Below are 22,253 nucleotides of genomic sequence, written 5' to 3'. Positions count from 1 at the left end.
TGATTTTTTTGCAGATCTAAAAACAGAAGAACATGTCGTTAGTATCCTCTGCACTGAAAAAGCCCATCGCGGTAGTCGTAATCACCATCGGTGTATTGCTGTTTTCAGTGTTGTCCATATTTAAGATTCCGATAGATATATTTCCTAAACTCAACCTGCCTACCATCTACGTGATAGAGCCTTATGGCGGTATGTCGCCCAAACAGATGGAAGGCTTTTTTGCCACTGGATTGCAAGACCAGTTTTTGTATATCAACGGTATCAAAAACATTACAAGTAAAAATATCCAGGGGCTTACGCTGCTGAAACTCACCTTCTATGAAAATACCGATATGGCCGAAGCTTCCGCGCAGGTGGCCTTGCAGGTGAGCAGAGCATTGAAATTCTTCCCACCGGGAGCCCTGCCGCCACAGGTGGTACGCTTTGATGCATCCTCCCTGCCGGTTGGGGAACTGGTACTCAGTAGTCCTACTAAATCGCTGAAGGAGATCGCTGACCTGGCTGCTACACGTATCAGGCCTATGTTTGCTACCGTGCCCGGCCTCTCGGCACCTCCGCCTTTCGGCGCCAACTCCAGGTCTATTCTTGTGAACGTAGATCCTGAAAAGCTGCGCAGCTTCAACCTCTCGCCGGATCAGGTGGTGGAAGCCATTGCAAAGAATAACGTTATGACACCCTCCGGGAATATCCGTATCAACAATACCATGTTCGTGACTACGGTAAACTCACTCGAGGATAAAGTGTCCGCATTCGGTGATATACCTATCTCCAGCAACGGAAACTCGAATATCTTTATTAAAGATGTGGCAAGAGTAGTAGACGGTTCCGACGTTACCGTCGATTATGCGCTGGTAAACGGCAAACGCTCTGTATATATTCCGGTGGTAAAAACGGCAGATGCTTCTACCTGGGATGTGGTAAAAACGCTGAAAAGCAAAATGCCGGAAATGCAAAGTCTGCTCCCGGACGATGTCAAACTCAGTTACGAATTTGACCAGTCCGTATTTGTAATCAATGCGGTGAAAAGCCTGATGACAGAAGGTATACTCGGTGCGTTGCTGACAGGTTTGATGGTGCTGTTGTTTCTGGGTGACCTGAGAAGTTGCCTCGTGGTGGTGGTGACCATTCCGATAGCAGTACTTACGGCAGTAATGTTCCTGCATCTCAGTGGACAGACAGTCAATATTATGACCCTGAGTGGTCTCGCACTGGCCATTGGTATCCTGGTGGACCAGGCCACGGTAACGATAGAAAATATACACCAGCACCTGGAAATGGGAAAATCAAAACGCAGGGCTATTTATGATGCCTGTGAGGAGATTTCCTTCCCGCTGTTGCTGATATTGCTTTGTATCCTGGCAGTATTCGCGCCTTCCTTTATTATGACGGGTGTGCCTAAAGCCATGTTCCTGCCGCTGGCACTCAGCATCGGTTTTGCCATGATCGCCTCTTACTTCGCCGCTCAGACGCTGGTACCGGTAATTGCAAACTGGTGGCTGAAAGCCGAAAAGTTCCAGCATGCACATGCAGGCCTTGCGCTGGATGAGGACGAAGTGGAAGAGATCAACAACCATATGGTGCACGAAGAAAAAGCAGGCGCTAAACTAAAAGGATTTGAAAAATTCAAAATGGCGTTTATCAACCTGCTGGAGAAGGCAGCGCCTAAATCTAAGCTGATTGTAACAGTATATGTCATTGGTTCATTATTGGTAGCCGCTGGCTGTTATTTGTTCATTGGTAAAGACCTGATGCCACATGTCAATGGGGGGCAGTTTCAGCTTCGTCTCCGGGAACCGGATGGAACCAGGCTGGAAAGAACGGAGGCGCGTGTGCACCAGGTGCTGGATATGATAGATAGTACGGCAGAAGGCCATGTGGCCATCAGTTCTGCTTACGTCGGGCTTATTCCGAGCAGCTATGGCGCCAGTAACCTCTACATTTTCAATAGTGGGACGCATGAGGCTGTATTGCAGGTAAACCTCGACGAGGATTACAAGGTGAATATGGATGCGTTTAAGGATTCGCTGCGTAACAAGCTGAATGCAGCTTTCCCGGAAATGAAATTATCTTTTGAGCCGATCGATCTGACAGAAAAGATCATGAGTCAGGGTGCTTCCAATCCGATAGAAATCCGTGTGGCCGGAAAAGATATGAAAGAGATTTCCGGTTTTGCAGATAAGGTGGTGGCCAACATGCAACAGATTCCTTATTTGCGCGATGTGCAAATTGCGCAACCCTTGCATTTTCCGGTTATCAATATCACTATAGACCGCTTCAAGCTGGCACAGATGGGACTCGATATCAGTCAGGTGGCCCGCTCAGTTACAGCTTCAACATCTTCCAGCCGTTTCTCCGAAAAAAACCAATGGCTCGATGAAAAAGTCGCTTATACCTACCAGGTTCAGGTACAGGTGCCGGAGTATGATATGACCGCTATTAATGACCTGAAGGAGATACCGCTTGTAAAAGGGCAGCTCAGGCCGGTGCTGGGAGATGTAGCCACTTTCAATACAGGGGAGATGCCGGGAGAATATGACCGTGCAGGGCCTCGTAGGTTCGTTACCGTTAGTGCAAACATTAGCGGTGTAGACCTGGCTACCGCAACAGAAGCCGTTAAGAAAGCAGTACATGATGCAGGAACGCCGCCCAAAGGACTGGTAACGGAAGTAAAAGGTGCGTCTAGTCTGCTGGTAGAAACACTGGACAGCTTACAGAATGGACTGGCCATTGCAGTAGTAGTCATCTTTCTGTTGCTGGCAGCGAACTATCAGTCGTTCCGGCTTTCCTTTGTGGTATTGTCTACCGTGCCGGCAGTAATTGCGGGTGCATTGATTGCACTGTTAATTACCGGCGCAACACTCAACCTGCAATCGTATATGGGTATGATTATGTCAACGGGTGTATCGGTTGCAAACGCGATTCTTATTGTTACGAATGCAGAGAAGTTACGTATAGATTATAAGGATTCATTCAGGGCAGGAATCACGAGTGCCGGGGTGAGGCTTCGTCCGATCCTGATGACCAGTCTGGCAATGATAGCCGGTATGATCCCAATGGCCTCCGGGCTGGGAGAGGCCGGTGACCAGACGGCGCCGCTGGGACGCGCCGTAATAGGTGGCCTGGTAGCCTCCACGATGGCAGCCCTGCTGGTGTTGCCACTGGTATACTCCCGTGCTATGCGCAAACAAGGTTATCAGTCACCTTCGCTAATGCCATCTGAAAAAATAACTACCCTTCATCAACAATTAACCAACCATCATGCAAACGTATAAATCAAATAAACATTACCTGGCATTAGTGGTGCTGGCCGCAGGATTTGCCGCCTGCCACGGTACAGAACAGAAAAAAACACCTGTTAATCATCCCGCTAAATATAACATGGCCACGGTAGTAAAAGAACCGTTGACCTCCAGTATGCAGCTCCCGGGGGTATTACAGGCATTTGAAAAGGTGAGCATATTTCCCCGTGTGAATGGTTTTGTAAAAACAATTACGGTGGATAGAGGAAGTAAAGTGCACAAGGGCCAGCTGCTGCTGGAACTCGAGGCGCCGGAGATCATGCAGCAATACCTGGCGGCACAGTCGAAATACCTGCAGGCAGCTGCATTGTTTGCCGCCAGCAAGGATAATTACGAGCGTATGCTGGCCACCAGCGAAACACCGGGAACGATTGCCGCTCATGACCTGGAACTGTCGAAAGCCAAAATGATAGCTGATAGTGCGCTGATGAACAGTGAGCGCTCCAACCTGGCCGCAGTAGGGGTGATGAAGAGTTACCTGACCGTAACCGCGCCATTTGATGGCGTTATCACAGAACGTAATATCCATCCTGGCGCACTGGTAGGACCTACCACCAAAGTAGACGACAAGCCAATGCTGATGCTGGAACAGGAAGATAAGTTAAGGCTGGTTTTGCAGGTGCCGGAAATTCTTAGTGCACAACTGGCGGATGGCGCAAAAGTGAACTTTAATATCAATGCTTTACCTGGCAGTTCCTTTACGGGTATAATCAGCAGACAGGCAGGAACACTCAGCGATAAATACAGGTCTGAGGCAGTGGAAATAGATGTGGAGAATCCGAAGCATATGCTGAAATCAGGTATGTATGCAGAGGTAAGTATCCCTGTAAGCGGATCGGCGCAGGCCATGGTGGTGCCGGCTTCTGCGGTGGTGATGTCTACCGAAAGGAAATATGTCATTGCAGTAAAGGATCATCGTACCAAATGGATAGATATTCAGGAGGGAAATCATCACAATGATTCGACAGAAGTGTTTGGTAGCCTGATAGCGGGAGACCGTATAATCACCAATGCGACGGATGACATTAAGGAAGGTACAGCAATAGAATAATTGTATGGATAATATATAAAAACCGGCCGCCCCGAAGAATCGGGGCGGCTTTTCTGCTAACTGTTCCGTCTATATTGATTTTATTAGTTCCAGTTGAAAAAATGGAACGATAACATCCACCTAGTAATCAATAACGGATTTTACCTGTTGTTAATCGAAAAAAGAGTTATAGATGTCATACTAAGATGACGATCCATTTTTATTGTGTACAATAAATGTCAGGAATATTTTTACAGCATTTCAAACAATCATTAACATTGCTAACAGCTATGTCAGGAACGCAGGCGAACATGTTGTGATCGGGTAGGGGCCGACTATCAGCATGTTTTTATAAGCCTGGTATATGTGTAATAAACACAAAAAAAATCCAAATTGTTTTAACGGATAAAAAGAAATATTTTAAAGCCTGAAGAGTTCCATTGCGCCCAGGGCCAGCATTTGTACCCCTATCACTGCTAATATCAGCCCCATCATTTTGGTTATCACCATCATAACATTGGAGCCGATAATTTTTACAATTCTATCACCGGCAATAAACAACAGATAGGTAATATAACAAATCAATCCATAAACAGCCATTACGATGGCCAGATGATAAACATCTTTAGCGGCCGAATAGCTCATGGCAGTAGTAATGGTGCCCGGACCCGCCATCAGTGGCATGGCAAGTGGTGTAATCGCGGCACTGATGCCCTTATCAGCCTTTACAGGCTGGTCGCCCAGTTTGGGGTTGGATGCTTTGTCTTCGTCTTTTCCTCTTACCATTTCATATCCGATAACGAATACTAAAATACCACCCGTTACACGAAGTGCAGCAAGGGTAATACCGAATACATGGAAGATCAGCTTACCTGCAACAGAGAAAATGCAGATAATACAGAATGCAATAAGTACCGATTTGGTTGCGATATTCTTTCTTGCCGGCTTGTCCATGTTGGAGGTAAGCTCCAGGAAAACAGGAATGGAAGAGATGGGATTTACAATGGCAAGTAAACCCATGAAAACAGTTGTAGCAAAAGCAAAATAATTATCGAATATTTCCCTCATAACAGCAATATAGAAAAATTATGCAATTGACGGGAGATATTATTTTCCTTTTAAACGAGGTAGCTGCCAGTTGTAATGTAAACTGACCAAACGGATTAAAACTATAACGGCAACGACTACACTCTGAATAATATCTGCGTTGAAGTGAAGGTAATAATTGAATACGTAAATTATCCCACCGGCAATGGAGGCCATGGCATAAATTTCCCTGGTAAAGAGAATAGGTTGTTCTCCGGAAATAACATCGCGCAGCAGTCCGCCGAAAGTACCGGTAATAGTACCCAGCGCTACACAGATGGGCAGCGGGAGTCCTGCTGCCAGTCCTTTATTGATACCTGTTACGGTAAACAGTGCCAGTCCGATGGCGTCAAAGAAGGTAATCCACTGATGGAGTTTCTTTACATAGGAGAAAAAGAGTGCGGCGATAACTGCGGCGATGATGATGGCGGTGTTGGTAAGTCCGTCTCTCATCCATGCTACCGGTGTGGCTCCGATAAGAAGATCTCTGATGGTTCCTCCGCCAATGGCTGTCACAAAAGCCAGTGTAAGGAGTCCTATTACGTCGTAGGATTTATTAATTGCTGCCGTTGCACCGGAAATGGCAAAGGCAAATGTTCCCAGTAACTCTAATACCTGGATGTAGTTGAGCTGCATTCCGCGAAAAATTAATTTTGGGCTGCAAGATAGGAATACATTGGCGTCCGGCAATAACGCGCAGCATGATATGCCTGCTCCAGATCAATAGTCGTAGTCGTACTCACCACGCAGGGTGCGCTCGATCTGATCCTGCAGCTGACTGCTGAAACCTTCCACCTCAATTTTAGGATGATTGTCGAGATTGATCAGGAAACGTCCTTTTTCTAAAGCCAGCAGGTCATAGATGTCCTCTAACAGCGCATATAAAAGTTTCTTGGTGTTTTCTGCTATCTGAGCCAGAAAAGTATCTTCCAGTTGAACGAATTCGCGGTTCTTATAAGATAAAGCAACTTGTATCATAGTATTATGGTTTTTCTACAGGATAAAATTTTTAAGAATAGTAGTTTTAGATTTTGTTTTCTTAACCAGCTGATTCTCATTAAGTAATTGTTATTTCTTGCATAAAAATAGATAAAAAGACATGAATATTTTTTAATTACACATACTTTTTTATCCACATAACGGAAAAAAGCTGAAATTTATTCTACCTTACCAGGTCGTTGCTCCTCAATAACAGTACCATCCTCCCTTTGTTCATTTTCTTATTTTTTTTTCCTTACCATTGCAGCTTATTTATTTTTATGAAGAAACTCGTCCTGTTTTTAACGCTGCTATTGGCAGCCAGCCAGTGTTTATGGGCCCAACCCGGACAATCGCCGGTATGGAGCCGGAATGGACTCGGATACTACGACTTCCAGGAAAAAGACATCCTCTTTGTACCTTTCGACCGCTCCCAGTCTGTTTCCGTAAAAGTGCCAGGTAGTCTCCTTACCCCGGCCGGACAATCAGCCCCGATGGAACTGAAAGATTTCTCCTTTTCCGCAGATGAAAGTAAGGTTTTACTCTACACCAATTCAAAAAAAGTATGGCGCTATGAAACCCGTGGCGATTACTGGGTAGCTGATATCAGCACCGGAAAGCTCCGCCAGCTGGGAAAAGGCCGCCCGGCATCCTCCCTCATGTTTGCCAAATTTTCTCCCGACGGGAAAAAAGTAGCTTATGTAAGTGAACATAACCTGTATATGGAAGATATAGCCACCGGCGTTATCAAACCATTGACAACCAACGGTTCCCGCCGCATGATCAACGGTACCTTCGACTGGGTATATGAAGAGGAGTTTGATTGCCGCGATGGTTTCCGCTGGAGCGACGACAGCAAACATATCGCCTACTGGCAGATCGATGCTACCAAGATCCGCGATTTCCTCATGATCGATAATACCGATTCCATTTATTCCTTTACCGTTCCGGTAGAATATCCGAAAGCAGGTCAGAGCCCTTCACCTTGTAAAGTTGGTGTTGTGGATATCACTACTGCGAAAACAACCTGGTTGCAGGTGCCTGGTGATGCCCGCGAACACTATATCCCGCGGATGGAATGGATACCCGGCAAACAGGAGCTGATCCTCCAACAGCTGAACCGCCGTCAGCAGGAAAGTAAAATTATGGTGTGTAACGCCGCTAACGGCAACGCACGCACGATCTATTCCGAAACTGATAACGCCTGGATAGACGTAAAGTCTGCCTGGGACGATGGCGGTATCATGGGCTGGGATTTCCTGGCAGATGGTAAATCCTTCCTCTGGCTGAGCGAAAAAGACGGATGGCGTCATATCTACAAAATTTCATTGGCTGATGGTGCAGCTACCTTACTCACCCCTGGCAACAGTGATGTGATCAAACTGGTAAAATTAGATGATAAATCAGGTAAGATCTATTATAATGCCTCTCCGGAAAATCCTTTACAGCAGTACCTCTACAGTACTTCGCTGACAGGAGGTAGCGGTGCCCGCGTTACGCCTGCCGATCAGCAGGGTTTCAACAGTTATGAAATTTCTCCATATAGTCTGCGCGGCTTTCATACGCTGGCTTCCAGCAAACAAACCCGCCCTGTCGGACAGTTGGTGAACCTCGCCAACCCGCAGGAAACTGATGCCGACATGAAGGCGCAAATGGCCGGTGTCGCTAAAACAAACAATACCCTGGAATATATTCAGGTAACAACAGGTGAGGGTATTGTACTTGACGGCTGGATGGTGAAACCTGCCAAATTTGATCCTGCCAAGAAATACCCGGTGGTGTTTTATGTATATGGTGGCCCTGCTACTGCTACTACTTTGGATAACGGCTATGCCGGTCATAATAGATTGTACCAGGGAAATATGGGCGATGACGGGTATATCTATGTATCTTTTGATAACCGCGGTACGCCTTTACCCAAAGGTCGTCAGTGGCGTAAAAGCATCTATAAAAATATAGGTGTAATTGATACAAAAGATCAGGCAGAAGCAGCCAAAGCGCTGATGAAGCAATATGCCTTTATTGACCCTGAGCGTACAGCAGTTTGGGGATGGAGTGGTGGAGGCACCATGACATTGAACCTGCTTTGTCAGTACCCTGGAGTATTTAAGACAGGTATTGCCATTGCGCCGGTGACCAACCTGCTCACCTACGATAATATTTACCAGGAGAGATATACCGGCCTGCCACAGGAAGATATGGAGCCCTATAAAAAAGGATCTCCCATTACCTATGCCAAAGATATGCAGGGGAATCTGTTAATGATCCATGGTACGGGAGATGATAACGTACATTATCAGAATGCAGAGATGATGCTCAATGAACTGATCCGTTACAATAAACAGATTCAGTTTATGTCGTACCCCAACCGTACCCATAGCATTTCTGAGGGTGTTGGAACGACCTCACATCTGAGTACGTTGTATACGCAATACCTGAAAGCGCATTGCGAACCGGGCGCTAAATAATACAAAAGCAGTTTTAACGGTTGCGGAGGTAAGAATCACTTTTAAATGATTACCTTCGCAACCCAAAAATAAAAGATATGTCTAAAACCAGGATTGTAGGGCTTATAGCATCAGTAGTAGTGATCATATGTGCATTTTTGCCATGGTCAGAGATCAATGATTCACACCTGAAGCATATGGTATTTACGGGGCTGAATACAGCGGGGTCGAGTTATGGTGAACCTGGAAAGCTGAATATATTCCTGGCTGTTGGCGCTATTATATTTTTTGCCATCAGACGTAAATGGACATTACGTGTAAACCTGTTTTTCTGTGGGTTCATGCTGGCATGGACTTTCCGCAACGTAATGCTTTTCTCAAGATGTGAGATAGGCGTTTGTCCGGATGCAAAGGCTGCGCTCTACGTTTCCTTAGCGGCAGCCCTGATTGCGTTTGTGAGTGTACTGGTTACCCGTGTAGACAAGAAGCAATAATTACATTACCATACTTTGTGGAGTATCCATGCTCCTACTAAAATACCAGCGCCCATGAGCCAGTAGCGAATTACTAATGGCAATGGGCGCTGTGCTGTTATTTTGGCTTTGAAGAAGCTGTAGAAAGTTAATCCCAGGAAAACCAGCATCATACTGGTTTGTACGGCTGCGCTGAAATTTTCATTTGCCAGGTAAGGGCCAAATGATAAAGCGCCTCCAGCCAGAAAGAAGAAGCCGGTAAAGAAGGCATTGCTGATAGCACGGCCGCGGCTAAACGTAGTTTCCTTTACATTTTCTGTTTTAAGTGTGTGTTCCCAGAGGTCAGCATCTTTCTGCATTTCCCCTGCGATATGTTCGATGGTACTGGCGTTGATATCCAGGTTTTCCAGTTTGGATTTTTCTTCAGGCGTAAGCAGCGGATTATCGTGCTGTGCATCGCCGCGATTGGCGCTGAAAGCGCTGATCATGACCAGCACGGCACCTGCGAACCAGATGATTAATTGTGTATTGTAGAAGGTTTGAACTTCCATGGCAAAGCCCTGCATAACCTGCGTCGAAAAGAAGAGCAGAAACAGTCCGTCGGGGAATCCTATTAAAAAATCAGTTATCCATCCGGAGCTGCGGATGGCCTTGTGGCTGCTCGCCATGGGAAATTTTCTTTTACAGTTTATAATGTGGCACTAGCGGTGGAAAGTGGTTTCCAGGCTGCGCTGAATAATGCTTACACAGTCGATGATCTGATCAGCTGTAATGGTCAGTGGGGGAGCGAAACGGATTTTATCGCCATGTGTTGGTTTGGCTAACAGTCCGTTGTCTTTCAGTGTCAGACAGAGGTCCCAGGCTGCTTCCGGATCGCTGTGTTTTACAACGATAGCGTTCAGGAGGCCTTTTCCGCGTACAGTAGTTATATAAGGAGATTGTAAACCCAGTAAACCTTTCCTGAGCAGTTCACCCATAGCAGTGGCGTTCTCCGCCATTTTACCGGTTTTTAATACCTCGAGTGCCTTGATGGCTACTTTACATGCCAGTGGGTTACCGCCATAGGTAGAGCCATGTTCGCCTGGTTTGATGGTGAGCATGATCTCATCGTCGGCCAGTACTGCACTTACCGGTAAGGTACCGCCGGATAATGCTTTCCCGAGGATCAGGATATCCGGGCGCACATTTTCATGGTCGCAGGCCAGCATTTTACCTGTCCGGGCCAGGCCGGTCTGGATTTCGTCGGCGATAAACAGCACATTGGCATCTTTACACAGCTGATAAGCCTGTGCAAGATATCCTTCGTCCGGTACTACTACGCCGGCTTCTCCCTGGATAGGTTCTACCATGAAACCAGCTACGTTTTTGTCCAGCAATGCCTGTTCCAGTGCAGTCAGGTTATTGAAGGCAATGATTTCATAACCCGGCATGTAAGGGCCGAAGTTTTTGCGTGCATCGGGGTCTGTGCTGAAAGAGATTACATTCAGCGTACGGCCATGGAAGTTATGGCTGCACACGATGATTTTCGCTTTATCTTCAGGTATGCCCTTTACCTGGTAGCCCCAGCGGCGACAGAGTTTCAGGGCTGTCTCCACGGCTTCTACGCCGGTATTCATCGGCAATACCTTGTCGTATCCAAAATAGGAAGTGATATACTGTGCATATTCTCCCAGCAGATCGCTGTGAAATGCACGGGAGGTCAAAGTAAGTTTGCCGGCCTGCTCTATGAGCGTGGCAATAATTTCAGGATGGCAGTGCCCCTGGTTTACAGCGGAGTACCCTGATAAAAAATCGTAATATCTTTTACCGTCAACATCCCACAAAAATACACCTTCACCGCGATCCAGTACAACCGGGAGCGGGTGGTAGTTATGTGCGCCATACTGTTCTTCCAGTTCCAGAAAATGTTGAGTTCTTTCAGTCATTGTATTTGTGGGTATCATACTTCAAAATTAAATCAATTATCCTTTTAATCGCTGCACTAATGCAACGTATTCTTTCATGGCATCTTCCTTAGACTTTCCTTTTAGTTCTTCCCAGGCATTGTGCTTCGCTTTTGCCACAAAGTCAAAAGGATTGGAAGGGCCTTCTCCGGTTACATCACCTTCTGTTGCCTGTTTGTAAAGAGAATACAGCTGCAGCAGAATTTCATTGGAAGGCTTTTCAGATAAGGTTTTGCTTTCAGCAACCGCAGTCTCAAATTGTTGTGTGAGTTCCATGGAGAATCCTTTTTAATGATGATGAAATAATCGTTGTTTTACTAAGGTGCAGATAAATTAATCATTCACCAAATAAACCAACTTATTTTAATACCTTTGCGGGCTGAAATGGCCGGTCCCTGTCAGGATCACCATTGGACCAGTAAATTATCATATGAAGAATATTCGCAATTTCTGTATTATTGCCCATATTGACCACGGTAAGAGTACCCTGGCTGACCGCTTGTTGGAGCACACCAAAACTATTTCTGATCGCGACATGCAGGCACAGGTGCTGGACGACATGGACCTGGAACGTGAGAAAGGGATAACCATCAAGAGCCATGCAATTCAAATGAACTATACCGCCAAAAACGGTGATAAATATGTTTTCAATCTGATTGATACCCCTGGCCACGTAGACTTTTCCTACGAAGTGTCCCGTGCACTGGCAGCCTGTGAAGGTGCATTGCTGCTAGTAGATGCTGCACAGGGTATCCAGGCACAAACTATCTCCAACCTCTACCTGGCACTGGAGAACGACCTCGAAATCATCCCGGTAATCAACAAAATTGATATGCCCGGTGCTATGATCGAGGAAGTAAAAGACCAGATTATCGAGCTGATCGGTGTGAAAGATGAAGATATCCTGCTGGCTTCCGGTAAAACCGGCATCGGTATCGAAGAAATCCTGGAAGCGATTGTTACCCGCATTCCAGCGCCAAAAGGTGATCCTCAGGCGCCGCTTCAGGCACTGATATTTGATTCTGTTTTCAACTCTTTCCGCGGTATCATCGCTTACTTCCGTGTATACAACGGTACTATCAAAAAAGGGGACAAAATTCAGTTTGTCAATACCGGTGAAGAATATGAAGCGGATGAGGTTGGTATACTGAAATTGGGGCTGGAACCTAAGAGTGAAGTACATTGCGGCGACGTAGGCTACATCATTACAGGTATCAAGAACGCCAAAGAGGTTAAGGTAGGTGATACCATCACCCTTGCCAGCAACCCTTGCCAGGAAGGTATTAAAGGTTTCCAGGAAGTGAAACCAATGGTATTTGCCGGTATCTTCCCGGTTGTAACGGAAGATTTCGAGGAGCTGCGTGATTGTATGGATAAACTCCAGCTCAATGATGCCTCCCTGACCTATGAACTGGAAACTTCCCAGGCCCTCGGCTTCGGTTTCCGTTGCGGATTCCTTGGAATGCTGCACATGGAAATCATCCAGGAACGTCTGGAACGTGAGTTCAATCAGTCTGTTATTACTACCGTACCCAACGTAGGATTCATCGCCTACGATACCAAGGATACCACTAAAAAGATTATCGTAAATAACCCTTCTGAAATGCCTGACCCTACAAAGATGTCACGCATTGAAGAGCCGTGGATCCGTGCACAGATCATCACCAAGCCTGATTATATCGGTAACATCATGACTCTTTGTCTGGGCAAACGTGGTTTGTTGCTCAACCAGAGCTACCTGACCACTACCCGCGTGGAGCTGATGTTTGAATTGCCGCTGACAGAGATCGTATTCGATTTCTACGATAAACTGAAAAGCCAGACCCGTGGTTATGCTTCCTTCGATTACTCACCAATCGGATTCCGCGAAAGCGATATCGTGAAAATGGATATCCTGTTGAATGGTGATAAAGTGGATGCATTGAGCGCACTGATTCACCGTAGCCGCGCGCAGGATTTCGGTCGTAAGCTCTGCGAAAAACTGAAAGATCTGTTGCCTCGCCAGCAATTCCTGATTGCTATCCAGGCTGCTATCGGTGCTAAATTTATTGCCCGTGAAAACATCTCCGCAATGCGTAAAGATGTGACGGCGAAATGTTATGGTGGTGATATCTCCCGTAAACGTAAGCTTCTCGAGAAACAGAAAGAAGGTAAAAAACGTATGCGCCAGATCGGTAACGTAGAAGTACCACAGGAGGCATTCCTGGCAGTACTGAAACTGAACGATTAACAGTACGCCTGCACTATATTTGTAAACAGCCATCTCTGCAAAGAGATGGCTGTTCTGTTTTTATCCGGTACCGCCACCAGGAAAAACGGAAGGGATCTTTTTTCTGTATATTTGGTAAAACCCGCTATCATGAAAAAACTATTTATCAGTGTAATATTATTGCTGCTGACCTATGCAGGTTACAGCCAGCATGCAGTGCCGGCAGATAAGGTCCTGAAAGAAGCCAGCGCCCTGGCTGCCAAAGAGCACAAGAACGTCTTTATTATATTCCACGCCTCCTGGTGCGGCTGGTGCCATAAAATGGATACGGCCATGAATGATGCAGCCTGCAAACCAGCCTTCGAAAAGAATTATGTGATCCGCCATATTACTGTAAAGGAAGCCGCAGAGAAGAAAAACACGGAAAATCCCGGTGGCATGGAGCTGCTGACAAAATACAACGGTGATAAGGAAGGTATTCCTTTCTGGCTTGTTTTCCAGCCGGACGGCAAACTGTTGGCAGATAGCCGTATGAAAGGCACAGATGGGGCATTGCATAATATTGGTTGTCCTGCAGAGCCGGCAGAAATAGCGCAGTTCCTGGAGATATTGAAAGCCTCTTCCCATATGACTGCAGACGAACTTACTGCAATAGAAAAGAGATTCGGGGAGATCGCCCGGCACAATTAATGCTATATTGGTTAAACATCCCGTACCTGTTATCTGTTTTAACCAATAAACCATTAAGATCAGATGCGCAAATGGCTAAGGATTACACTTATTGTAGCAGGATCGATAGTAGCATTAGGGACTTTATTGCTGTTGGGGCTTGCATGGTATATCAAGGCCAACAAAGCAGATTTGCTCAAGCAGATTACAGAGAAAATCGACGGCCGGATAAATGGAACATTGCATATAGGTGACGTAGAGCCCTCCATTTTTTCAGGATTCCCCAATGTGTCACTAGCCCTGAAAGATGTACAGCTGGTAGACAGCCTGTACCCCATACATCATAAACCCCTGCTGAATGTAAAATACATTTACATCCGGCTCAATAGCTGGTCGCTGCTGCGTAAACATGCCGACATTAAAGAGATAACGCTCAAAGATGGTGAGGTCTTTCTGTTTACTGACTCCACCGGCTATACGAATACCAGTATTTTCCAGGAACCTGCCGGCACTAAAAAGAAACCCGCCAGGGCAACGGATATCGGAACGCTGGTATTCTCCAACATCCTCTTCTCTATAGAAAATCACCAGAAACAAAAACTGTTCGAACTTCTGATACGCGAAATGGCGGGACATGTCAAAACAGTTGGTGATAACATGGATATCAGCATATTTGCGCACCTCTTTTCCCGGCATTTTGAATTTAATACACAGAAAGGTAGCTACCTGAAAGATAAAGAAATGAACCTGCCCCTGCATGTTTCATTTAACAGGAAAACGAAAGTCCTGGAAGTACCGCAGCAGCCTATTAAAATAGATAATAAGCCGGTAATGATCGGTGGTCAGTTTGTATTCGCCACAAAGCCACATGCCTTCCAGCTGAAAATAATTGCCAACCAGGTATTATTGAAAGAAGCCGCCTCCTGGCTGCCGCCCAATATCTCGGGGAAGCTGAATACCATTGACCTCCAGAAGCCACTGGACGCAGAGGCTAACCTGGTGGGGCATATGCAATACCGGGATACGCCACACGTAGTCGTTACCTGGAAAACTACCAGCAACGTATTAAACAGTGGTCTTGGCCAATGGAGTGCCTGTAGCTTTTCCGGTCGTTTCAACAATGAAGTGATCACTGGCGCTGGCTATACAGACGAGAACTCCGCAGTAAATATCTTCAACCTCTCTGCCTTGTTTGGCTCTGTGCCGGTAAAAGCAGATACCATCAGGGTCGTTAACCTGAAAAAACCTTTGCTGCGTGGGCATTTCCAATCTTCTTTCCCGCTGGTCAATCTCAATGAAAATGACGACCCTTTGCCGCTGGCATTCTCCAGTGGTAACGCCGTCGCCGACCTGAATTATACCGGCCCATTGATGAAAGACGATCCTACGCCATCAGCACTGATAGGCACGGTACAGGTTACCAACGCAGCTTTTACCTATACTCCCAGGGACCTTAAATTTAAGAACTGTAATGCGATGCTTCGCTTTACAGGAGAAGACCTGCTACTGGAAAATATCAAACTGCAAACACAAAGTAGCAGTCTGACCATGGATGGTAAGATGAAAAATGTGCTGGGCTTCTATTTCACGGCGCCCGATAAGATTGTGCTCGACTGGAATATTCAGAGTCCGATGGTAGATCTGAACGAGTTCAAGTCCTTCCTGATGCCCAGGCAACAAAGCAAAGCGGTTGCCAATGCACGCCGCAAAGCGAAAATGGGGAGAGTGGCAAAACAGCTGGACAATGTGCTCGCAGCAAGTAACGTTAACATGAATGTGCAGCTGAACAAAACGGTATTCCGGCATTTTACGGCAGATAATGTAAAGGCAGTAGTGGCGCTGACAGCATCGGATATTCTGTTGAACCAGATTTCCCTTCAACATGCCGGCGGAACACTTTCCGTAAAGGGGAAAGTGCACCAGGTAAGTGTAAACAACTATTTCGATCTGGCAGCCAGTTTCGTAAATGTCAATATCTCCCAGCTGTTTTATGCGTTTGATAACTTCGGAATGAAGGGACTAACGTCGAAGAATATACGTGGAATAGCCACTGCTAAAACCAATATCAGGGGAAACATCCTTGATAACGGTACTATGATCAACAAAACACTGAACGGGAATATAAACTTCAGCATGAAACGTGGCGCCCTGCTGGATTTTCAGCCACTGGTAGATATAGGAGATTTTCTGTTCAAGCGCAGGAGGCTGGACAGTATTACATTTGAAAGCCTCAGTAATAATTTCCAGGTACAGAATGGTAAGATTATCATTCCACCCATGCGCATTGCATCGAGTGCATTGAATATAGATATGCAGGGCATATATGGTATCGGTGGCGGAACTAATCTCCAGCTGGATGTCCCATTAAGAAATCCCGCGAAAGACTCTGCCGTTACGGATAAGGCGGAGCGCCTGCGTAGAAGCCGTAAAGGCATTATTCTGCACCTGCATGCTGTGGATGGGCCTGATGGAAAGGTGAAAATAAAAATGGGCCGCGGCGACAGTGAGTAATATTCACTAAATTTAATGCATACAGTTACCTCCATAAAAAGATCTAAACCCGATTATTATGAAAGCAATAGCGATAAATGCCTTCAAAGAAACCCCACAGCTGATGGATTTACCGAAACCTGGTGTCAGGCCGGGAGCAATGATTGTAAAGATGCAGGCCGCTGGCCTGAACCCTTTTGACTGGAAGATGATCGACGGTATATTGGATGGGGCGATGCGCCATCAGTTTCCGATGATTATTGGTGTAGATGGTGCCGGTGTGGTGCAGGAAGTAGGAGAAGGTGTTACCCGCTTCAAGGCAGGGGATCGCGTATATGGTCAGTTTATTCATGTGCCAATAGGTGAAGGCGCCTTTGCTGAATACATCGTGGTGCCGGAGAAGGCAGGGATTACCAAAGCCCCGGAATCCATTGATGCAGTAGCCGCTGCGGCCGTGCCTACTGCCGGCATGACAGCTTTGCAGCTGCTGGAAAAACTACAGCTGAAACAGGGTGATTTATTGCTGATCAATGGTGCTACCGGTGGGGTTGGTTCTTTTGCCACACAGATGGCGGCAGCGAAAGGTATCCAGGTGATTGCCACTGTTTCCAGCGCAGAAGGTGCCGTACGTATGAAGCGCCTGGGCGCCAGTAAATCCATCAACTATGAAGAAGCACCTATATACGAACAAATACAAACATTATATCCGGAAGGTATCCATGGAATAATAGACCTGGTTAGTCAGGCTGCTGGCTTCAGTAAAAACCTGGGACTGCTGAAACCCGGTGGTGGCGCACTTACGACGGTATTTGTAGCTAATGAGGAAGAAATAAAATCAAAAGGTTTGCATGGTGGTAATTTCGAAACAAAAGGTTCTGCGGCTTCCATGGACCAGCTGACAGCGTTAATAGATAGTGGAGACCTGACGATTCCGGTAGAAACAAAAATCACACTGTCACAGGTACCGGAGGCAATTCAGCAAAGCCGTCACGGAAGAGGTAAAGGGAAAACAGTTATACAGATAGCATCTTAATAAAATAAACGAGGATGTCTCCTCAGTAATAGTTTATCTGGCGATAGCCCACCGTCTCTATAACGTAGAGATCAGCTGTATATCAAACACAGATAGTATTATTGATAAAACATCCTCGTTATTCCGGATATAATTATTTAACAGGAACCGTTGCTTTATAGATAGCAACTTCGCTATCAGTGGTAACCTGATAATTGGCGCCATAAGCGGCAAACAGGCACTGGCCCTTATGTAAAGCCAATGTGGTTGCTTCTCCTTTCACTTCACATTCCCCATTCATCACAATCAGAATTTCAGGAGCGGCAGCGGTGTGTTGGTAGGTCTGACCTGCTTTAACAGTAATACTGCTTACCACGAAATCCGGTGCGGGCGTAGGATAGATTGTTTCCAGTCCACCTGCGATGACATCACCGTTAATAATATGCGGATGTACTGCTTCAAAGCGGGTATGCTTCAGCAGCTCTTCCACATCGATGTGTTTCGGTGTGAGTCCGCCGCGGAGTACATTGTCTGAATTCGCCATCAGCTCTACGTTCTGGCCTTCCAGGTAAGCATGCGGGATGCCGGCATCCTGGAATACTGCCTGTCCCGGATGTACATGCATGATGTTGAAGAAGTAGATAGAGAAGATACCTCTGTCAATTTTATCAGCAGATGCAGGGTCGTTCAAAACTGCGCGGGCAGCCCAGAACGCCGGATCGCTCTTGGAGAGTTTATTTTCCTTGTATAAAGGAACCGCTCTGTCGGTGAGTGGGCGAAGCAGCGTATTCACCAGCTGTTGCGGCATTTCCATTACGGTTTTGTACAAACCATAATAACCTTCATTTTCGTATATACTTACCAGTGAGGTAAACTCGGGTGTATCTTTCAGCACCTGTTTCAGTTGCGCTTCCGGCAGGAAACCGTGCAGCAGCCAGAATTCACTTAATGCCACCATGATTTCAGGTTTATGGTTGGCATCTTTATAATTTCTGTTGGGTGCATTTAAGGGGATACCTGCTGCGTTTTCACGTGCAAAACCTTTCTCTGCTTCTGATTTGTCAGGGTGTACCTGGATGGAAAGCATCTCTCTTACATCCAGAATTTTGAAGAGGTAAGGTAATTGTCCGAATGTATTCCAGACATCCTGGCCAACGAGGTTTGCGGGGTCTTGCTGGAGGAGTGTATTCAGCGGTACCTGGCCGCTGGCAGTTGTGATGGCGGAAGGCGCGCTTTCATGTGCACCCATCCAGTATTCAGCGCTTGGTTTATCAGTGGGTTGAATTCCCAGCAACGCAGGGATGTATTCAAACCCGCCCCAGGCATAGTGTTGAACTTTTCCGTCCAGTCTGAATAGTTTCATATCGGATAACTCGTTTTAAATTATTTGCATACTGCGCTGCAAAAGTAATAGATATCAACTGATAACCAACTGATTTGCTAACCCATTTATCAACATTGTTATGAGTAACCATGTCCGACTGGGCAAACAGGGGGAGGCACTCGCCCTGGCTTATGTCGCAAAGTATTGTGAGGTGCTGCATTGTAACTGGAAATCAGGCCGCCTCGAACTGGATATTGTAGCCCGGCGTCATACCTGTATCTATTTCATTGAAGTAAAGACCCGACGTACTGACCTTTTCGGTTATCCGGAGGAAGCGGTAGACCGCAAAAAAGAACAACATATCAGGGATGCTGCCACCCGCTACCTGGAGGTCCATGAATTGCATCCCCGGGAGATAAGATTTGATATTATCGCTATTGTAAAAAACGATAGCGGAGCACTGCAACTATTTCACTTAAAAGATGTCTTTTAATGAGTTAGCAGGCTCCTGAAAAGCGGGCTGCGACGTTAACTAACGCTTAACAAAAAACATATCTATAAAATTTATTTAATCCGATAGAGGTGTTATCTTTGCGTAGCAAAAAAATTAACCCTGTCTTCAACCTGATCCATCTTCCTCAGAAAAACTTCGTCACAATATTTAATCATTTTAAAAATGATAAATGATGAGTTTTGGAAGCCTGGTACTAATGACATTTCAGTTGGCAACAGTAACTTCGGTAAACAGGGATACTGTTTGTACAATGTGGCAGGAGCAAGGTGATGAGCGTATGTTTCATATACGTTCTGCAATGATAGGGGATCAGGGGCAGACCACCCTGACTGTATTGAATGAGCAGCGGGTTCCTGTGCGGATTATACCGTTTGCACCAGGAAGTTTGTATACCGCGCAATCAGTGAAACTGACAGGTATACCATCAGGAAACTATATTTTTCGTGTAACCATGGCCGGCAGGGCCGAAGAGAAATTTTTCGTAATAGAACAGTTATAGGAATCTGTTCAGTTGCTTTCGGGAGTTATTTAAGACAACGGGGCCAGGCATCAGCCATGGCCCCGTTGCTATTTTGTATCGTTATAATTTTTGCAGATGCCTACCAGATACCGGTATAGTTATGCGGCGTGATTGCCTTTAACTCTTTTTTCAGTGCAGCACTGATTTTAAGGCCATCGATGAATTTGTGCATACTTTGTTTGGTAATGCCTTCACCGCCACGGGTCAGGGCTTTCAGTGCCTCGTATGGCTGTGGATAGTTCTCACGGCGTAATACGGTCTGAATAGCTTCTGCTACTACTGCCCAGGTGTTTTCCAGATCTTCCTTGAGTTTCGCTTCATTGAGGATCAGTTTAGACAGGCCTTTCTGGATGGATTTGGTAGCCAGCAGGGTATGTCCGAACGGAACGCCCAGGTTGCGCAGCACGGTAGAATCGGTCAGGTCGCGTTGCAGGCGGGAAATTGGCAGCTTCGCACTCAGGTGTTCAAAAATAGCATTTGCCAGTCCCAGGTTACCTTCTGCATTTTCAAAGTCGATAGGATTTACTTTGTGCGGCATGGCAGAGGAGCCAACTTCATCTTTCTTGATTTTCTGTTTAAAGTAATCCATGGAGATGTAAGTCCAGATATCACGGCAGAAATCGATAAGGATGGTATTGATACGTTTGAGTGCATCAAACTGAGCGGAGATATTATCGTAATGTTCAATCTGAGTAGTAAACTGCATACGTTGCAGGCCCAGGGTTGTGTTTACGAATTTCTCGCCGAATTTCTCCCAGTTGATTTTAGGGAATGCCACGTGGTGGGCGTTAAAGTTACCGGTAGCACCACCAAACTTGGCTGCGAAAGGAATTTCGCCCAGCAGTTTGATTTGTCCTTCCAGTCTTTCTACGAACACCATGATTTCTTTACCGAGGATGGTAGGAGAAGCTGGTTGTCCGTGTGTACGTGCCAGCATAGGGATCTTCATCCATGCTTTGGCCATTTTACCCAGTTCCAGCACGAGGTTGGCCAGTGCCGGCATGTAAACGTGCTCGATGGCATCTTTCCAGAACAGTGGGGTAGCGGTGTTGTTGATGTCCTGAGAGGTGAGGCCGAAGTGTACCCATTCCAGTTTGTCTTCCAGACCCAGGTTCTTCATTTCATTCTTCAGGAAATACTCCACGGCTTTCACGTCGTGATTGGTGATCTTCTCGGTGTCTTTGATCAGTTGTGCATTCTCAACCGTGAACTCCTGGTAGATCTTACGCAGGGCAGGTACTTTAGCCTTTGGCAGGGTAAAGATTTTCTGTTCCGACAGCGCAATAAAGTATTCCACCTCTACCATCACACGGTAACGGATCAACGCAAATTCAGAGAAATAATTGGCCAGCTCGTCCAGTTGCTTGCGATAGCGCCCGTCCAAAGGTGAAATGGCAGTTAATGGTTGTAATTGCATAATTAGTTACTTTTGCAGCTTCAAAATTACAGAAATTGGAACAGAAAGTAAAAGTAGCGGCTGTAAGTTATTTGAATACAAAGCCTTTATTGTATGGATTCAGGAATCATCCGGTCTTGGAGATGATGGAATTATCAATGGATTATCCGGCTAAGATAGCGCAGCAACTGATAGATGGAGACGTAGACGTGGCGCTGGTACCGGTAGCCATCATACCTAAGCTGAAGGAATATCATATCATTGCAGATTACTGTATTGGTGCAGAAGGACCGGTTGCTTCCGTGTGTTTGTATAGTGAAGTGCCTTTACATGAGATAAAGAGAATTTACCTGGATTACCAGAGCCGTACCTCTGTAGCGCTCCTGAAAGTGCTGGTGCGTGAATACTGGAAACTGGATGTTGAGTTTATTGCCACCAATGGTGACTATGAATCCAATATTAAAGGCACTGATGCCGGATTGGTTATTGGTGACCGTGCTTTGAAGCAAAGACATATCTCTCCGTTTATCTATGACCTGGCAGAACACTGGATGCGCTTTACCAGCCTTCCTTTCGTATTTGCGGCATGGATCAGCAACAAACCATTACCGAAAGAATTCACGGATGCTTTCAATAATGCCACTGGCATTGGTATCCAGAATATTCCTGCGGTAGTGGCAGAGAACCCATATGATGTATATGATCTCACTACTTACTATGTGCAGAATATCAGCTACCCGCTGACACCGGCAAAACGCCAGGGAATGCAGAAGTTCCTGGGCTACCTGCTGGCAGAACAACAGGCATAGGTAATTATCATACGATAAAAATAGCTGATGGGCCACCAAAGCCGGTGACCCAAC

General features: G+C 46.1%; 19 protein-coding genes. 11 read left to right on the top strand and 8 right to left on the bottom strand.

Annotated elements, in window-relative coordinates; all coding sequences use genetic code 11:
* Positions 1-32: 32 nt before the first annotated feature.
* Together F3J22_RS22310 and F3J22_RS22305 are read left to right on the top strand one after the other, a co-directional pair.
* Entirely contained in the window at positions 33-3,272 is a 3,240-nt protein-coding gene (locus tag F3J22_RS22310; RefSeq protein WP_167020145.1) for an efflux RND transporter permease subunit, read from the top strand.
* Positions 3,259-4,350, top strand: a complete 1,092-nt coding sequence (locus F3J22_RS22305; RefSeq protein WP_167020144.1) for an efflux RND transporter periplasmic adaptor subunit — start codon at positions 3,259-3,261, stop codon at positions 4,348-4,350. The genes F3J22_RS22310 and F3J22_RS22305 overlap by 14 nt, the downstream gene beginning before the upstream one ends.
* 399 nt (positions 4,351-4,749) lie before the next feature.
* Here F3J22_RS22305 and F3J22_RS22300 read toward each other — a convergent pair whose 3' ends face one another.
* The 3 genes from F3J22_RS22300 to F3J22_RS22290 form a co-directional block, all read right to left on the bottom strand.
* Positions 4,750-5,397: a MarC family protein gene (locus tag F3J22_RS22300; RefSeq protein ID WP_167020143.1), complete on the bottom strand. Its 648-nt coding sequence runs from the start codon at positions 5,395-5,397 to the stop codon at positions 4,750-4,752.
* Positions 5,398-5,436: 39 nt separating this feature from the next.
* Complete coding sequence (locus tag F3J22_RS22295; RefSeq protein ID WP_167020142.1) at positions 5,437-6,051, bottom strand: trimeric intracellular cation channel family protein; 615 nt, start codon at positions 6,049-6,051, stop codon at positions 5,437-5,439.
* Positions 6,052-6,135: 84 nt separating this feature from the next.
* The gene (locus F3J22_RS22290; RefSeq protein ID WP_167020141.1) at positions 6,136-6,393 is read right to left on the bottom strand and encodes a hypothetical protein; all 258 of its coding nucleotides are present in this window, start codon (positions 6,391-6,393) and stop codon (positions 6,136-6,138) included.
* Positions 6,394-6,674: 281 nt separating this feature from the next.
* Between F3J22_RS22290 and F3J22_RS22285 the strand changes: the two genes are divergently transcribed.
* A complete protein-coding gene (locus F3J22_RS22285; RefSeq protein WP_167020140.1) occupies positions 6,675-8,861 on the top strand; it encodes a DPP IV N-terminal domain-containing protein in 2,187 nt (728 codons plus the stop codon).
* Positions 8,862-8,938: 77 nt separating this feature from the next.
* Complete coding sequence (locus tag F3J22_RS22280; protein WP_167020139.1) at positions 8,939-9,334, top strand: hypothetical protein; 396 nt, start codon at positions 8,939-8,941, stop codon at positions 9,332-9,334.
* A 5-nt stretch (positions 9,335-9,339) separates the two neighbouring features.
* Here the strand turns inward: F3J22_RS22280 and F3J22_RS22275 are convergent, their stop codons facing one another.
* The 3 genes from F3J22_RS22275 to F3J22_RS22265 are packed head-to-tail and all read right to left on the bottom strand — an operon-like array spanning position 9,340 to position 11,532.
* Complete coding sequence (locus F3J22_RS22275; RefSeq protein ID WP_167020138.1) at positions 9,340-9,981, bottom strand: VIT1/CCC1 transporter family protein; 642 nt, start codon at positions 9,979-9,981, stop codon at positions 9,340-9,342.
* Between the two features lie 33 nt (positions 9,982-10,014).
* The gene (rocD, locus tag F3J22_RS22270; RefSeq protein WP_240155144.1) at positions 10,015-11,238 is read right to left on the bottom strand and encodes an ornithine--oxo-acid transaminase; all 1,224 of its coding nucleotides are present in this window, start codon (positions 11,236-11,238) and stop codon (positions 10,015-10,017) included.
* 36 nt (positions 11,239-11,274) lie between these two features.
* Positions 11,275-11,532, bottom strand: coding sequence for an acyl-CoA-binding protein (locus F3J22_RS22265; RefSeq protein ID WP_167020136.1), 258 nt, complete (start codon positions 11,530-11,532; stop codon positions 11,275-11,277).
* Positions 11,533-11,686: 154 nt separating this feature from the next.
* Here F3J22_RS22265 and lepA point away from each other — a divergent pair, with 154 nt between their 5' ends.
* From lepA to F3J22_RS22245, 4 genes are all read left to right on the top strand, one after another.
* A complete protein-coding gene (gene lepA / locus F3J22_RS22260) occupies positions 11,687-13,486 on the top strand; it encodes a translation elongation factor 4 (protein WP_167020135.1) in 1,800 nt (599 codons plus the stop codon).
* Between the two features lie 129 nt (positions 13,487-13,615).
* Positions 13,616-14,155, top strand: coding sequence for a thioredoxin family protein (locus tag F3J22_RS22255; RefSeq protein WP_167020134.1), 540 nt, complete (start codon positions 13,616-13,618; stop codon positions 14,153-14,155).
* Positions 14,156-14,218: 63 nt separating this feature from the next.
* Entirely contained in the window at positions 14,219-16,645 is a 2,427-nt protein-coding gene (locus F3J22_RS22250) for an AsmA family protein (RefSeq protein ID WP_167020133.1), read from the top strand.
* Positions 16,646-16,703: 58 nt separating this feature from the next.
* The gene (locus tag F3J22_RS22245; RefSeq protein ID WP_167020132.1) at positions 16,704-17,657 is read left to right on the top strand and encodes an NADP-dependent oxidoreductase; all 954 of its coding nucleotides are present in this window, start codon (positions 16,704-16,706) and stop codon (positions 17,655-17,657) included.
* Between the two features lie 133 nt (positions 17,658-17,790).
* Here F3J22_RS22245 and manA read toward each other — a convergent pair whose 3' ends face one another.
* The gene (manA, locus tag F3J22_RS22240) at positions 17,791-18,999 is read right to left on the bottom strand and encodes a mannose-6-phosphate isomerase, class I (protein ID WP_167020131.1); all 1,209 of its coding nucleotides are present in this window, start codon (positions 18,997-18,999) and stop codon (positions 17,791-17,793) included.
* Positions 19,000-19,099: 100 nt separating this feature from the next.
* On the opposite strand from manA, the gene F3J22_RS22235 reads away from it, so the two are divergent.
* Together F3J22_RS22235 and F3J22_RS22230 are read left to right on the top strand one after the other, a co-directional pair.
* Positions 19,100-19,453, top strand: a complete 354-nt coding sequence (locus F3J22_RS22235) for a YraN family protein (protein ID WP_167020130.1) — start codon at positions 19,100-19,102, stop codon at positions 19,451-19,453.
* A gap of 193 nt (positions 19,454-19,646) precedes the next feature.
* Positions 19,647-19,973 (top strand): hypothetical protein, encoded by a 327-nt coding sequence (locus F3J22_RS22230; RefSeq protein WP_167020129.1) that lies wholly within the window; start codon positions 19,647-19,649, stop codon positions 19,971-19,973.
* 100 nt (positions 19,974-20,073) lie between these two features.
* Here F3J22_RS22230 and purB read toward each other — a convergent pair whose 3' ends face one another.
* Positions 20,074-21,411 (bottom strand): adenylosuccinate lyase, encoded by a 1,338-nt coding sequence (purB, locus tag F3J22_RS22225; protein WP_167020128.1) that lies wholly within the window; start codon positions 21,409-21,411, stop codon positions 20,074-20,076.
* Positions 21,412-21,446: 35 nt separating this feature from the next.
* Between purB and F3J22_RS22220 the strand changes: the two genes are divergently transcribed.
* Complete coding sequence (locus F3J22_RS22220) at positions 21,447-22,199, top strand: menaquinone biosynthetic enzyme MqnA/MqnD family protein (RefSeq protein WP_167020127.1); 753 nt, start codon at positions 21,447-21,449, stop codon at positions 22,197-22,199.
* Positions 22,200-22,253 lie beyond the last annotated feature (54 nt).

Origin of the sequence: Chitinophaga sp. Cy-1792 (assembly GCF_011752935.1) — a bacterium.
GTDB lineage: Bacteria > Bacteroidota > Bacteroidia > Chitinophagales > Chitinophagaceae > Chitinophaga.
This window is presented reverse-complemented; position numbering and strand designations above follow the sequence as displayed.